Genomic DNA, 14,354 nt, shown 5'->3' with positions numbered 1-14,354 from the left:
AATCACATCCTCCTTCAATGTACCAGCAAGAATTTATGATTGTCAATTAATATATTAATTAACATTATTTGACTTTATGACACATATAGAAGAAAGATTAAGGTGATCTGTTTTCACGCGAGGTAGCGGGTAAGCTCCAAAATACGATTAGCACCTCTACAAGCAGATAAATATAGATAGATTTGATTTTTTTACCAAAGTAGAGTCTAAATTTAAGCTTTAAAAATGTTCCCCTCAAATGCTTATTGGAATAAACCTCAGGTTATCCCGATAACCACATCGTTCAAGGTGAAGTTGGGGGGAACGTGCAGACGCCTCAAGCAGGAACGATGTCTGAAGTTGTCGAAGGACAAGAACTTAGAACGTAAAGGAGCCGCATGGTTACGGCTTTTTTGTTTTAACGATACATGTGCTTGTCCCAAATCAAAGACAAGAACATGTATCGTTTTCCGTCGGCTTTTCTTATGGAGTACCCACTCCAACAGAGCCCCGATCCAAACAAGTTGGAATAAAAAAACGATCAACGCATAGTGCCATAGTTTCATCAATTCATTTTCCTTCTTTTTTAACGCAAAAAAACCACACAAATGACCGTACGGCCTTTGTGTGGCGAAAATAGAGATTACCCTCCAGAAAAGTCCACATCATCCCAAATAGGTTATAGGTACGAGATTCCGTTTCGGTACAGTGTTAAAAACATATTTTGAGCATTGTCAACTCAATATTTACCAGCCGACACGGATAATCAAGCCTTTCGGATCGCCAACTTCAAGATAAGAGGATTGACCGTTGACATCGTCATACGGAAACCCGTAGGCCAACCGGTTAATGCTGTGATCGTGCCAAAATTTTGCGTAATAATTGGCCGGCGCGGCTTTATAGTAATTCGACACGTTATTCCAGTCGCTCGTCGTGTACACATGACGATTAATGGCTGCACAAGTTGCCGCATTGGTTAAAGCGCCGTCGCACCGGAAAATATCCTGCGTACTGTAGGGAGCGTATCCGCCGAAATAGTTGGCATTAGCGCCACCCTGGGCGAAAGATCCGTGTATCGGCGCGACGATGCGGTAAGGCGCTTGAACGGTGGCAAGCGATTTGAAAGCGGCCGGAACTTCAGCCTGGAATTTGGTGAAGAGTCCGCTTCGGGTCTCGGATTCCTGCTCACCCGTGGTTCGATCAAAGGAACCGGATTTGTTGACCAGGCGATGCTGAATGGGGAAACCGAATCCATCGACGCGTGTCGTATTGCCGTGATAGCCGGCTGCATCAATTGTGAATTCGGCGAAATCGAAATAGATATCGCGGTTTGGATCGGTCGGATTATTGATATCGGGACCGGCGAATCCATCGTTATAGGTTTTGATGTACAGGGGTGTACCGACGCTAAGGAACATTCGGCCCGCGGTGATTTTAGGCAAGGTGACCCAGGGAGCATCGCTGACCTTATGGTAAATGTTTGCGTAATTGATTCCTTTTTTGGTTAGATGCCCCGGCGCATCATTCAAGGCGGTGGAGATGGGAATCAGATTGCCGTTCAGATCCAGATAGCTCCACTTATTGTTGGCGGGATTAATGCCGATAACGCCCCAGTAGATCTGCTGGTCGGAGTAAGCTCCCTTGGTACCATTCATGACCTTCACTGAGACGGAGCCGCTTGGCGGTGAGGGAATCGAAGATGGAAGAATGTCATAAATTGAGCCGGAAGAAGAGGGAGGCGGTGTGGTACCCGCGGTGTAAGTAAAGACTTCGGTGTCGTAGGCCGGGGTTCCGTTATTGTAAGTGAACGAATACGTAATTACGGAGCCGGCGGAAATGTTTGAGACGGCTTTTTCATATCGGGATTTGCCGGCGTTGTAAGCCATTCTGAAATTTTGCTGCTCGCCGCCGTTCACTTTGTAGTGAACATCGACCCAACTCGTGTTGACGGCGGATTTAAACCATAGGGTGGCCGCGCTTCCGGATAATTCGACGCCGCGCGTATAGTCCGCGGCTTCGGCTTTCGCAGCGAAGATGGAAAAACAGGTCAGAAATAACGACAGGATCAACAGGTAAGACATTCCCTTTCGCATGATCCGTATTCCTCCTTTGAAAATGGGGATAAAATCAGCTCGCAATCGGGTTTAAAAAGGCATCCCCCCTTTGATCTGACGGTATTTGGTTGTCTGAAGCTTAAAAGTGTATGCGCTTACAAAAAAATTATAAACCTTAACGCTCGTATGTGGTAGACATTGGAATTTCGGGAAATGGCCCACAATTTCGGATGAGCATCGGTGTCCATGTATGTATCAAGCTAGGCGCAGGGCTTTTTGAACGAAACGACTTTGGCCCTCGGCACCCAAAATTGTTTCCCCTTTGAGTGGGCGGGCTGCCTTTTACTCAGAGGGGATTTTTTGACGGATACACTTCGAAATCAGCAGGAATGCGCAGAATTTCAGAAATCATTGTATCCCCTCAATGTCTGGTTTATCCGATACAACATCCCATATCCGCATCAGTTGAGTGATGGCCGCGTCAATGGTTTCATACGGAACACCGTCCCGGGCTTGTGTGGATATACCTTGGAGGAATGTATCAAATAAAGAAACCCACACCGAAATATCCGAAGTAGGGGGCAATTCTTCATTTTCTGCTGCCCTCAATAAACAATCTTTCAACCAGCCTCGCACCTTCTGGCGCTCCATGGCAACCATCTCTTGTATATGATTTAATTCAGGGGAACAGTTTACGGCCGACAAAACCAGTAGGCAGCCTAAAGGATGAGAACGGTCTGTCTGCATTCGTGCCGCTCGTCGAAGCACTTGTTCGATTGCTGCTTTGGGAGTCAAGCTGTTATCCCGGAAACTATCTGAAACCTGTCCATATGTGGATTTATATACGTTCATCGCCTCGTAAAACAGCGCCTCCTTGGATTTGAACGCCGCATAAAAGCTCGCCGCCGATATGCCTCCCATTGCTTCGCGGAGCTGTGTAAGTGAAGTCGATTCAAAACCGTGTTCCCAAAATAAAAACATAGCCGCAGCAACCGCCTCATCCCGGTTAAATGCGCGTGGACGTCCCGTTCGTGGCATAAAATGACCTCCTTCATCAATTCTATACTAATTGATCCAGAAGTTATTGACAAGTAAAGTCCGAGCATCCGAAACCATGAAGAATCGTAAGCTAAACGTAGGAAAACATAGAAAAGAAAAAGAGCTGCGTAGAAATCGCCGCTCTTTTAAGCATTCTTTCGAACCTGTGCCGCTATCTCAGATCATCCATGTTAAATAAACATTCATACAGACGTCATCCTTCGACAATTATATTTTTTCCGCAACTGGCCGAAGGATAGGCAGGGGGTGAAGAGCCGTAGTCCGGTCGAGATGAACAAACGCATCGTAGCGGTCCTTCATACTCGAAGGCACGTAATTTCCGAATCGCTCATGATTCGGATCATATACAACGCCGATCGCACGGTGGCCAATGACCGTCTGGAGCACAGAGGATGCCTCGGAGAGTATGACCATGCCGTCCCGCCCGCCTCCGGCCCGGTGCATATAATCTTCCCAGCTTCCCGGTTGTCCGGGCGGCACGGTCATTTTCTCCACCGGAGCTCCCCAGGCGCTTCCGGCCAGCACCTCGCCCTGATAGGTGCCGAAGCCAACGGCAAACACCCGGTGTTCCGGATCTTCCCGCAGCAGCTGCCCCACGTTGACCATGTCCTCTTGCGCCATATCCGTCGCCCGCGCATCCCCGATATGCGTATTGTGCTCCCAGACTATGGCTTTAGCGGAGGACCCGTAATAGGACATAATTCGTTTCAGCTATTCAACCATATGCCGGTCCCGCACATTCCAGGACTGCGGTCCGCCTCGGACCATCGTCCGATAGTAGGCCTCCGAGCTGGAAGTGACCAGCATATTCACCTCCGCATTCAATTCTTCTTCGCTTCCCGGATGCGCCATGCGCCGGCTCTGCATCTGCTTCAGCAGCTCGACTACTTCATCCTCGCAGCTCTCCGAGAGCAAGCCTGCCGCGATTCCATACGACTGATGGTCCCTGCTGTAGGGCTCGAAACAGGCATAGGTCCGGCGGGCCTGTTCAAGCTGAGGAGACCGAGTCTTTTCCAGGTAGCCGATAACGGCCTCCATCGATTCCCACAGCGAATACATGTCTATGCCGTAAAATCCGACCTTCTGCCGCTCGCTGCCGCCACCGTGATTTGCCGCATTATGCGCCTTCAGCCACTCCGCGAATTCGCAAATCTCCGTATTCGCCCACATCCAGGTAGGCCAGCGGGTAAAATCGCCGAGCGCCTCGGACGCCGAGGAATCGGCTCCTGCCTTTCCTTTGACATACCGATTCAGCCGGTAAGCGGCGGGCCAATCTCCTTCGACGCCGATGATGTTGAAGCCCTTGCTTGTAATCAGCCTCTTCGAAAGCTCGGCCCGCACCCGGTAAAAATCCGCGGTTCCATGACTCGCTTCGCCAAGCAGCACAATATCCGCGTCTCCAATGGCTTCAACTATCCGGTCCAGGTTTTCCATCTCGTTAAAAGGGAGAAATAAGGCATTTAGCTCTTTCAAATAGGCATTTTGCCCGGTCGGTTGATCGTTGGAATTCATGAGACAGTTCCTCCTGATGTCGGTTTGAGTAAATTATTTCCGATTTATCTGATCATTAACCGCAAACTATTCGCGCACAGGGGGCCTTTTTTTCATACCTTGTTAGGTAGTTGGGAACTCTATTGAAGAAAAAGGGAATTAACGAAAAAAAGGAGGAATTAAGATGTGGACGATATTCTGGTATACCATCCTTCTTGCTTGTGTTGCGACCTTATTTCTAAGGATAGCCGGTCGAAAATCTATCTCCCAGATGTCGGTACCGCAGCTGGTTATCTTGCTAACAATAGGCGCCGTCATTGGCTCTGAAGTGAGCGGGAAGGGGATGCCGAAGACGATCTTAACGCTAGGAACTTTCATTGCTTTTCTAGTTGTAACCGAGTGGATTACTTTGCGTTGGGACCGTGCGGAAACGATCCTCAAAGGGAAATCGGTACCTGTCATACAGGAGGGTAAATTAGTTGTTCCTAACCTTCGCAAGCTTCGCATTTCCGTTGATGATCTGGAAAAACGCTTGCGAATGGCAGGCATATCGCGTATTGAAGATGTAAAAACGGGTACGATCGAGAGTAACGGCGAACTCGGTTATGAGCTTACTTCAGATGCTAAACCCGTGACAAGAGGTGATTTGGAGGATCTATTTCAAATGTATTTTCCGCTTTGTCTTTGATTTAGGGAAAACATATCGATATGTCGGTACAAATTCCCAGATCGAATGATCTGGCCTTTGGATGAGCTTTTTCACTAGGGGGCAGGGCGGAGGAAACCTTGCAGCACCTCTAAGTATACCCGGCTATACGTCAGCCTATTTCCTTGAAGGAGGACTTCTGTTTTGGATGCGCAGTTTCTAGATTTATTGGCCCAGAGATATGATACGAAAGAAAAAGTCGTAACAGAAATCATCAACCTTGAAGCGATATCCAATCTCCCCAAGGGAACGGAGCACTTTGTCAGTGATTTGCATGGGGAGTTCCAGGCTTTTCAGCATGTACTGAGAAACGGCTCTGGTACCGTAAAAGAGAAAATCAAAGATTTGTTCCGAGAGGTTTGGACGGATAGTGAAATCAATGATTTTGCGGCGTTAGTTTATTATCCCGAAGAAAAAATACAGATGGTTAAAGCAGACCTGTGCAACAAACAAGCCTTGAATCGGTGGTATAGACAAACGATTGAACATATGCTTAAGCTCATTTCTTATGCCTCTTCCAAATATACGCGCTCGAAATTGCGTAAAGCTCTGTCGGAACAGTTTGTATATATTGTAGAAGAGCTTCTATACAAGACGGATTCGACCAACAATAAGGATCCTTATTATGAGGAAATATATCGGCAAATTATTTCCTTGAACCAGGCGGACAAGCTCATTATCGGTCTTGCTTATACGATCCAGCGCCTGGTGGTTGACCATCTTCATGTGGTCGGAGATATCTATGACCGTGGGCCGGAACCCGATAAAATTATGGACAAGCTGATCAACTACCATTCCGTCGACATCCAGTGGGGGAACCATGATGTCCTGTGGATAGGCGCCTATGCGGGGTCCTTGGTCTGCCTTGCGAATATTATCCGCATCTGCGCCAGATACGACAATCTTGACATCATCGAAGACGTGTACGGAATCAATCTTCGCCCGCTGCTGAACTTGGCGGAGAAATACTATGATAACAATCCTGCTTTCAGGCCGAAGCTGCAGCAAGGCCATAACGTGTCGGAATCGGAAATCCTACAGATTACCAAAATTCATCAAGCTATTGCTATGATCCAGTTTAAACTTGAAATCCCGGTTATTAAAAGACGACCTTACTTTAATATGTCTGAAAGGCTTTTGCTTGAGCAGATCGATTACGACAAAAATGAGATCAAGATCGGCGGAAAAACTTACCCGCTGGAAAACACCTGTTTCGCAACTGTAATTCCACAGCAGCCTGAACAATTGCTGGAGGAAGAACTGCAAGTGATGGAAAAGCTGCTGTTCTCCGTTCAGCATTCAGAAAAGCTGGCCAGACATATGAATTTTCTTATGAAAAAGGGCAGCTTCTATTTAAAATACAACGGGAATTTGTTAATCCACGGCTGTATCCCTTTGGATGAAGAAGGAAACATGGAAGAAATGCAGATTGAAGGTAAGACATATTCGGGCCGTCAGTTGATCGATGTTTTTGAATATTATTTACGTTACGCCTTTGCGCACCCGGAAGAGACGGATGATCTGGCTACGGATATGGTATGGTACATCTGGACAGGAGAGTGTTCCTCCCTCTTTGGAAAGAGAAAAATGACTACCTTTGAACGGTATTTTATCCAAGATAAAGAAACCCATAAGGAGAGAAAGAATCCTTACTACCATTTGCGTGAAAATGAAGAGATCTGCCGGAAAATCCTGATGGAGTTTAATTTGAATCCGGATCATGGTCATATCATTAATGGCCACACGCCTGTTAAAGAAATTCGTGGAGAGAACCCCGTTAAAGCAAATGGGAAAATGGTCGTCATTGACGGCGGTTTTTCCAAAGCCTATCAATCCACAACGGGCATCGCCGGATATACCTTGTTGTATAATTCCTTTGGTATGCAGCTCGTCGCCCATAAGAAATTTAATTCAAAAGAAGATGTGTTATGTAACGGAACGGACGTATTGTCAGTAAAAAGACTGGTGGATAAAGAACTGGAGCGGAAGCTGGTGAGGGAAACGAATGTCGGGGTGAAGCTGCAGCAGAAAATCTCCAATTTGAAGAATCTCCTGGAATACCGCTACATGAAATAAAACAGCTGCTAGAAGAAACAAAACCTCCATCGCCGCCGTAAGGAGCAAAGGGCTATGGAGGTTTTAACGTTTAATTGTAGCCCAGATAGGCAATGACAGTGAAATCACCGGGCGAATCTAGGACAAGTCTATACTGTCCGTCGGGTTGATTCGAAGCCAAGGGAATCTTGAGACGTGCGGTTTGACCGGCCACAATGGTATTCGTCCAATTACTCCCAACCAGCACATCTCCGTTCGGGGTAACCCGGTACAGTCTAAAATTAACCCCGAGGCTGATCTGCCCATTGTTTATGAAGTTGCCTTCGATATAAATATTGCCGTGGGCTTGGACCGGCGCCCAAGTATTATTGCCTGTACCCGGTCCGCTAGAGGCCGCGAAACTGATGGAAGCAAAACTGAACAGCAGGACAAGCACGAAAGCGATAGACGTGATTTTTCTTTTCATACCATCTCAAGCTCCTTTTTTCATAGAATGAACTTGACAAGCACTTTCTTTGATCGAGGCGGATGGTCTTTTACGTTTTTGAATCGATCTCAAGTAGAATGTCTTCGCTTGGCCGAACACCTCCCAATAGTAGAATAATTGGGATTTACTGGGCTGTTATGTATAAATATACACGACCTCATATACAGGTGTCTATAGCCGTTAACTAAAGCTTACAGTTTTTCTCGTTCACCCGGTTCTGCATAAAAAGCCAGGTTTCTTACCGCAGCACTTTCATAACAGCGGCGAGTTCTTCATTTTCATAACCTGCGGCTTTCGCTTTGTTGAATAGTCCCATGGCGAATGTAGGAAATTCGTTATTGATACCGGCTTCGAGAGCTTGTTTTAACCACAAATCGGCGGTGCCCATACAGGTCTTGACAGAGCTTTGAGGGTTCTCGTATGCCCCTGCCTGAATGATTTCCCCTTCATATTTGATCATTTGCCCAAGAACGGGTGAAATGTCGGCCATCATAGAACCGAAGGAATCTACGCGATAACCCTCCGATTCAAGAATCCGCGAGCCATGGAAAAATCCGAACATAGCGCCAAACGTCGTTGCAAGTGTAGCTAAATCCCATGCAGATGCTGCTCCCACGGATTCCCCCATATAGATCAGGTTCCCGGCAAGTATTTTAAGAACCGGCTCACTCCGTCGAAATGCCGCTTCAGATCCGGATAGGAAAATAGGGGTGTCAGGCATCCCAATCTGAGCAGGTGTTGCCAGAATGGCACCGTCCAGATAATCCGCACCTTGTTCACGAACTCTCGTCTCACTGTTTCTCGCATCCTGTGGGGTTCCTGTGCTAAGCTCAACCACTAACCGGCCTTCAAGATTTTTTGCAACCTCATGTGAGCCTAGTATGTTACGTGATGCCTCATAGTTGGCAACGCACACAATGACAATTGGGCTTGCGCTCACAGCCGCGGCAGCTTCAGGATTAAATATGGCACCTTCTCGGATGAGCTGCTCGGCTTTTTCACGAGTCCGGTTCCATACCGTAACATGAGTTCCATTCTTGAGCAGGGTACGCGCTAGCGTTGAACCCATCGGTCCTAAACCTATAATTGTTACATCACTCATCGTATTCCTCCTTGAACTCGAACCCATTTTCTCTCCGCGGATTTCCTCATCCATCGGATAAGATGATTGTATTTCAGGATTTGGTCGAAGTATAATGATTGATAATAATGGATGCATCAATAATATTGATATCAGGGGATGGGGAGATAAGACTTGGAACTGTCCGATCTAAAAGTGTTCCTGACAATCGCCGAGGAAGGGAACATTTCAGGTGCAGCCAAAAGGTTGGATTATGTACAGTCAAATGTGACGGCACGGATCCGCAAGCTGGAAGAGGAGCTCGGGGTACTTTTATTTCATAGACATCCCAAAGGGGTGACACTGACCGAAAAAGGAATTGTTTTCAGCGAATATGCGCATACCATTGTGAATTTGTCCGCGGAAGCGGTAAAGACCGTACAAGAGACATCTTATCCGTCGGGCCCTTTGGCGATTGGTGTAGTGGATACGGTGACCTGCCGTAACTTCATGAGCTCTCTGGCTGAATATCAAAACCGATATCCTGATGTTTCCTTATCGATATGGACCGGTAATTCATCTGACCTCTTTACAAAGGTGTTAAATCACCAATTGGATGGCGCATTCATCATCGGTGACTTGAAATCACCTCATTTGGTTGCCGAGAACATCCAAAATGAAGAATTAAAATTAATAACTGGCCAGCTAAGCAACGAGTATCCGGATTTGGCGACAACGAGATGGGCGGTCTCTCCGAAAGGTTGTCCATTTCGAGGTGTTTTGGAAGACTGGCTGCGCAATGAGGGGATACCTCTCGTGAATATGATCGAGATCAGCTCACTTGAAACCATTGTAAGCTCTGTGCAAAACGGGCTTGCCGCCACATTGCTGCCCGCATCGGTTTTAACGGGGGAATATGCCGATCTTGGCATCTATCCGATTCCGGAAAAATACAGATACACTCAAACAAGTCTTATCCACCGCAAAGACCGGTTTAAAAGTAAAGCGTTCACAGCGTTTTCCGATATGATTCGAGAGTCAATGGCAAAAGCCGATGATCTGGTTGGTTAAATAGCGAACGGAAGCGATGAGCATCGACTTAAAAAAATCCATTAAATCAACTAAAACTCCGTGCTTTGGCACGGAGTTTTAGCTTTCATTATATAGGGAGATCGAATCTAATTACCCTAGCTGCTGCGTACCATTGAACCACACGGATTTGATCGACAAGGTATCCGATATAGTAGTGGTCGGATCACCGTTTACGAGAAGAAGATCAGCGCGTGCACCTTCGGTAATACGGCCGCGATCGTGGAGACCGAAGCAGCGAGCCGGTTTGGAAGTAGCCGACTGAAGAGCTTCGATTGGCGTGAACCCGGCCTTCACCAGAAGCTGCATTTCGTGGTGGACACTGGCCCCATGAGCAAGGCCGCCAAGGTTCGGAACGGGAACCGGCGCGACATCCGTCCCTACCAGAATATCAACTCCGGCACGGTGAAGGTCCATCACATTCTTAAAGCTGTTCTCCATATTGCCTTGCGGATACGTATTGAAGCTGGAGTTCAAAATATCGATCCAATCCGGACTTAATTTGGAATGAACACGCGGATCATTCGCCAATTCCGAGGCCGGATTTCCAATAATCGATGAATTTAACACCAAGCACGGTGTAACAAAAGCGCCTGAATCCGCTATGGATTTCACTAACTCGGACGTGTACTCGGGTCTGTCGATAAACAAGTGGCCCAAACCGTCGACTCCAAAATCGATAGCTTCTTGCGATGAACGAGCCGTCAAGACGTGGGCGATAACCAGCTTATCGAACTTGTGGGCTTCCGTCACGGCTGTTTTTAGAATCTCGTCGCTTAATACAGGCAGGCCGGGTGCACCCATGACTGTTCCTTCTTCAATCATGATCTTAATGTAGTCGGCTCCATTCTCCACTTGAGTATGCACATGTTTAATCGCTTCTTCCACCGTCGTCACCTGTGGTATTTCTTCGTGATCGTGAGCGTAAGCGGCCAACATCGCCTCCCGGTCTTCCTCCGATAATTTCTCTAGTTCTTTTAATACGAATTCCGGTATTTCATCTCCATCCGGCAGCAATTCATCCGGGTGCCCGCCCGGAGCGGTGATCGCTGTGCCGGCAGAACGGACGTCTGCGACGTCATTCACATTTTTCAACTGAATCTCGCGCCCTCTTTTAGTAAAATCGCCGTTCATTTCGAGTTCGGTTGTAACGCCGAATTTTAAGGCATCTCGTAATCCGCCGATTGAGGTGTGGACATGTGCATCAATCAGACCAGGCAGTAGAGTCGCATTTTCACCATCGATAATCGCTGCATCGGCCGGAAGATCTCCGCCCACTGAAATAATGGACTTCCCTTTAATGACAATATGTCTGGGCGCAATAATTTGCTCTCCGTCAAAGATCCGTACATTTGTAATCGCCGTAACTTGTTCTAACGCGGCATTTTGAGTTACATTCTCCATTTGAATTCCTCCCAGGTGTTTATCTATCAACAATTCGGAGTATATCTGTTAGTTTTCTAACTGTCAACAAACTAATATTCATTTGACATGCTTATAGGATCCCTGTATAGTTTAAATGCTTACAATTAGTTTTCTAACAATTACAGGGGAGGGGGAACGGTCATGCAATCCCGAAAGGATACGCCTTATCTGGATTTGTTTCAGATTATCGGTCTTAAGTTAAAGAAAAGAGCCGACGAGAGTATAAAAGTGCTGGGATTGAACGCTCAACAAGGAAAAGTAATCGACTATATTTACGAGAACCAAGATAAACATCTTATTCAAAAGGACCTTGCGGATCGGTTTCATCTGCGTGGGGCCAGCATTACAAGCATGCTTCAAGGTCTGGAGCAAAAAGGGTTCATCGAGCGTAAAATCCCGGCCAATAATGAACGGCAAAAAAATATATATGTACTGCCAAAAGCGATTGAACTGATTAAAGACTTTCAAGACTCTTTCCAAAAGGTGGAGAAAGAAATCGTTCAAGTCCTTACCGACGAGGAGAAGCAAGTCTTAAAGAAATTGTTGATCAAAATCAATGAGCGCATATAAGAAGACGGTTCCCTTGTGTAATTATGGAGACATCTTCCTATGCGAACTGTGGCGCTCCGCGTAAATGAAGCGGAGCGCCTTTTGCGTTGCGGGAAGGTTGCAAGTAAGCCGGCATAACCGTACTGGAACAGGGACGTTTTTAACTCATAAGCATGACGTGCTTAATCAGCCGCGCGCTGTTCGGACTTGACGGCTTCCCGCTTACACCTTTACACTGACGATGATTTAAAGCAGCTATTTTGTGACGATTGGAGTGAAGCGAATGGAGCCGTTGATAAGCATTGTGATGCCAACGTATAATCGGGCGCAGATCATTTCCGGCGCGATTGAGTCCATCTTGCGGCAGTCTTACGCCAACTGGGAACTGATCGTTGTTGATGACCGAAGCATGGATCATACGGAAGAGACGATCCGCGAGTGGACGCGCAAAGATGTGCGAATCCGCTATGTGTGCAATGGACGGGAAAAAGGACCGGGCGGCGCGCGAAACACGGGGATGCTGGCGGCGCAAGGCGAATATTTGGCGTTTCTGGATTCCGATGACGAATGGTACCCGTGCCATTTGACCGACAGCATGAAGACGCATGCGCTAACGGAAGCGGATATCAGCTTTGCGCTATGGGTAGAACGGCATGGGGATATTATTTCCTGCAACTTCGATAATAAGGTTGAGCGGGATTTGCTGCATTCGATGCGAACAACGTTCGAAACATGGAATGACGGAGAAACGATTGTTTTCGAAGAAGGTTTGTTCGAGGCGTTCTTGTCGCATACGCGCAATTTTTTTCAACTGAACACGATGATATTCCGCCGGGAGCTCCTTGACGAAGTCGGCTAGATCAACGAACATTTTTACCTGGGAGAGGATACGACCTATCTGGTCCGCTTTTTCGACAACTACAGAATTGCGCTGCAAACCAAACCTCATTCCGTCTACCGGGAGTCTCCCGACAGCCTCTACTTTTTCTGCGACCGCTGGCAGCTTGATCCCGATACGATTCATCTCAACGAGGAATTGTATAAAAAAATCGAGGGACTTAGCTTCAAATCTATCAAGGTGCGCGAGCACATCCGGGATTTGGTCGCTCAGTCCGATTCCGTCCGCAATAAAGCGAAACAACTCTCTTACATTGACATCGGCATCGCGAGCAAATATTATACGCTCAGCTATTTGAATCGTTATGACCGCAAAAAAGCCCTCCGTTATTGCCGCCAATCCCTTCGTTACAAAGTTACGATTTTTAATCTGTTTTTGTTTGTTAAGCTGTTATTTTCAAGCAAGAGTGGAAATGTTTTTTTGAAAAAAGCTCTTAATATCTGGTAGAATTAACCAAAATAAGTTAATAAATAAAAGAATTTCCCCCTCTATTGGAAGATTATTACCCTATCGAAAGTAAACATTTAGAACTACGATAAGGGTAGGTTACAAGAAAAAAAAGTAAATTTTGCTTCAATGCTTTAAACTATTGCCGCTACACCCGGTTACATGACATCTTTTTTTCCTCTCCTTTGCAGCTTTCACTGTTTGTAACATGAGCAGCTGCGATGTACAAACCACGTTTTCTTTTTTGTCTGAATTTTCAAACATCTAGACCCCACAATCGCGTAACCTGCTTACCAAGCATGACCTCATCCAACGCATGGGCGTACGCAAACAACAAGATCCCGCATAGGAAGAACCGCTTGCCGGTCAACATGACTCCTCGCTATCGAACGAAGTTCCTCATTCAGCTTTTCCACGCATACGCATGAGCTTGCTTACTCCGTATGACAGCCACATCGGCACCCGTTTGCCGCAGATTTTGTTTTTTATAACGGCTGAATTACTGCGGCCCGTTCTTTTTCGTTATGACAGAGAAATTCGTGTAAGTGTGTTTACGCTCTGCATTTCCGTAAAAGAATAGCCGGACAACAACGTTCGTTGTAGAAATTAGTACGTTTTAATTTTTCCAAACTACTCCATAAGGAGAGTGTACTCATGTTTAGAGAGATGCATAAGTCCAAAATCCACCGGGCTGTCGTAACAGAGGCCAATTTGAATTACGTAGGAAGCATCACAATCGATCAGGATATTTTGGATGCATCGAACATCCTGGAGAACGAAAAAGTACAAGTGGTCAATATAAATAACGGAGCCAGGCTGGAGACGTATGTCATAACCGGACCTAGAGGTTCGGGTGTGGTTTGCTTGAACGGCGCCGCTGCCAGACTGGTGCAGCCGGGCGACCGCGTCATTATTATTTCTTACGCGATGATGGAGGAATCGGTAGCCCGCACGTATCGTCCGCATGTCGTCATAATGGACGATCATAATCGCATCGTAACGGAGGATTATCAAGAACTGCATTCCACCACGGTGTGATAAAAGACAGAACGGAG

Annotated in this window: 11 protein-coding genes and 1 pseudogene; 6 read left to right on the top strand and 6 right to left on the bottom strand. The window is 46.7% G+C overall.

Annotated features, from left to right (window positions below; translation table 11 throughout):
- Positions 1–725 precede the first annotated feature (725 nt).
- The 3 genes and pseudogenes from KVT34_RS10660 to KVT34_RS10650 all read right to left on the bottom strand — a co-directional run bounded on the left by KVT34_RS10660 (position 726) and on the right by KVT34_RS10650 (position 4,604).
- On the bottom strand, positions 726–2,072 hold the full coding sequence (locus KVT34_RS10660; RefSeq protein WP_217558596.1) for a glycoside hydrolase family 64 protein: 1,347 nt from the start codon (positions 2,070–2,072) through the stop codon (positions 726–728).
- A gap of 369 nt (positions 2,073–2,441) precedes the next feature.
- The gene (locus KVT34_RS10655) at positions 2,442–3,071 is read right to left on the bottom strand and encodes a TetR/AcrR family transcriptional regulator (RefSeq protein ID WP_217558594.1); all 630 of its coding nucleotides are present in this window, start codon (positions 3,069–3,071) and stop codon (positions 2,442–2,444) included.
- A gap of 228 nt (positions 3,072–3,299) precedes the next feature.
- Positions 3,300–4,604, bottom strand: a pseudogene (locus KVT34_RS10650) (erythromycin esterase family protein).
- Between the two features lie 163 nt (positions 4,605–4,767).
- Here KVT34_RS10650 and KVT34_RS10645 point away from each other — a divergent pair.
- A complete protein-coding gene (locus KVT34_RS10645) occupies positions 4,768–5,271 on the top strand; it encodes a DUF421 domain-containing protein (RefSeq protein WP_217558593.1) in 504 nt (167 codons plus the stop codon).
- Positions 5,272–5,433: 162 nt separating this feature from the next.
- Positions 5,434–7,365 (top strand): fructose-1,6-bisphosphatase, encoded by a 1,932-nt coding sequence (locus KVT34_RS10640; protein WP_217558592.1) that lies wholly within the window; start codon positions 5,434–5,436, stop codon positions 7,363–7,365.
- Between the two features lie 70 nt (positions 7,366–7,435).
- Here KVT34_RS10640 and KVT34_RS10635 read toward each other — a convergent pair whose 3' ends face one another.
- Together KVT34_RS10635 and KVT34_RS10630 are read right to left on the bottom strand one after the other, a co-directional pair.
- Positions 7,436–7,810, bottom strand: a complete 375-nt coding sequence (locus KVT34_RS10635; RefSeq protein ID WP_217558591.1) for a hypothetical protein — start codon at positions 7,808–7,810, stop codon at positions 7,436–7,438.
- 259 nt (positions 7,811–8,069) lie between these two features.
- A complete protein-coding gene (locus tag KVT34_RS10630; RefSeq protein WP_217558590.1) occupies positions 8,070–8,960 on the bottom strand; it encodes an NAD(P)-dependent oxidoreductase in 891 nt (296 codons plus the stop codon).
- Positions 8,961–9,086: 126 nt separating this feature from the next.
- Here KVT34_RS10630 and KVT34_RS10625 point away from each other — a divergent pair, with 126 nt between their 5' ends.
- On the top strand, positions 9,087–9,962 hold the full coding sequence (locus KVT34_RS10625; RefSeq protein ID WP_217558589.1) for a LysR family transcriptional regulator: 876 nt from the start codon (positions 9,087–9,089) through the stop codon (positions 9,960–9,962).
- A 111-nt stretch (positions 9,963–10,073) separates the two neighbouring features.
- On the opposite strand, the gene KVT34_RS10620 is transcribed toward KVT34_RS10625, so the two are convergent.
- Positions 10,074–11,384, bottom strand: a complete 1,311-nt coding sequence (locus KVT34_RS10620; RefSeq protein WP_217558587.1) for an amidohydrolase family protein — start codon at positions 11,382–11,384, stop codon at positions 10,074–10,076.
- Positions 11,385–11,546: 162 nt separating this feature from the next.
- Here KVT34_RS10620 and KVT34_RS10615 point away from each other — a divergent pair, with 162 nt between their 5' ends.
- From KVT34_RS10615 to panD, 3 genes are all read left to right on the top strand, one after another.
- The gene (locus KVT34_RS10615) at positions 11,547–11,975 is read left to right on the top strand and encodes a MarR family winged helix-turn-helix transcriptional regulator (RefSeq protein ID WP_217558586.1); all 429 of its coding nucleotides are present in this window, start codon (positions 11,547–11,549) and stop codon (positions 11,973–11,975) included.
- Positions 11,976–12,237: 262 nt separating this feature from the next.
- Positions 12,238–12,813 carry a glycosyltransferase family 2 protein gene (locus KVT34_RS31775; RefSeq protein ID WP_254634767.1) on the top strand — a complete coding sequence of 192 codons (576 nt, stop codon included), beginning with the start codon at positions 12,238–12,240 and terminating at the stop codon, positions 12,811–12,813.
- A 1,140-nt stretch (positions 12,814–13,953) separates the two neighbouring features.
- On the top strand, positions 13,954–14,337 hold the full coding sequence (gene panD, locus KVT34_RS10605; protein ID WP_042226385.1) for an aspartate 1-decarboxylase: 384 nt from the start codon (positions 13,954–13,956) through the stop codon (positions 14,335–14,337).
- The last annotated feature ends 17 nt before the right edge of the window (positions 14,338–14,354 follow it).

The sequence above is a fragment of the Paenibacillus sp. GbtcB18 genome, assembly GCF_019091125.1.
GTDB lineage: Bacteria > Bacillota > Bacilli > Paenibacillales > NBRC-103111 > Paenibacillus_F > Paenibacillus_F chitinolyticus.
Note: the sequence above shows the minus strand (reverse complement) of the source record. Positions and strands in the feature narration are given on the sequence as shown.

Bases quoted from the DNA above. Each gene is read 5' to 3' on its own strand.
- KVT34_RS10660 (WP_217558596.1), bottom strand. From the start codon at position 2,072: ATGCGAAAGGGAATGTCTTACCTGTTGATCCTGTCGTTATTTCTGACC.
- KVT34_RS10655 (WP_217558594.1), bottom strand. From the start codon at position 3,071: ATGCCACGAACGGGACGTCCACGCGCATTTAACCGGGATGAGGCGGTT.
- KVT34_RS10645 (WP_217558593.1), top strand. From the start codon at position 4,768: ATGTGGACGATATTCTGGTATACCATCCTTCTTGCTTGTGTTGCGACC.
- KVT34_RS10635 (WP_217558591.1), bottom strand. From the start codon at position 7,810: ATGAAAAGAAAAATCACGTCTATCGCTTTCGTGCTTGTCCTGCTGTTC.
- KVT34_RS10630 (WP_217558590.1), bottom strand. From the start codon at position 8,960: ATGGGTTCGAGTTCAAGGAGGAATACGATGAGTGATGTAACAATTATA.
- KVT34_RS10620 (WP_217558587.1), bottom strand. From the start codon at position 11,384: ATGGAGAATGTAACTCAAAATGCCGCGTTAGAACAAGTTACGGCGATT.
- KVT34_RS10615 (WP_217558586.1), top strand. From the start codon at position 11,547: ATGCAATCCCGAAAGGATACGCCTTATCTGGATTTGTTTCAGATTATC.
- KVT34_RS31775 (WP_254634767.1), top strand. From the start codon at position 12,238: ATGGAGCCGTTGATAAGCATTGTGATGCCAACGTATAATCGGGCGCAG.
- panD (WP_042226385.1), top strand. From the start codon at position 13,954: ATGTTTAGAGAGATGCATAAGTCCAAAATCCACCGGGCTGTCGTAACA.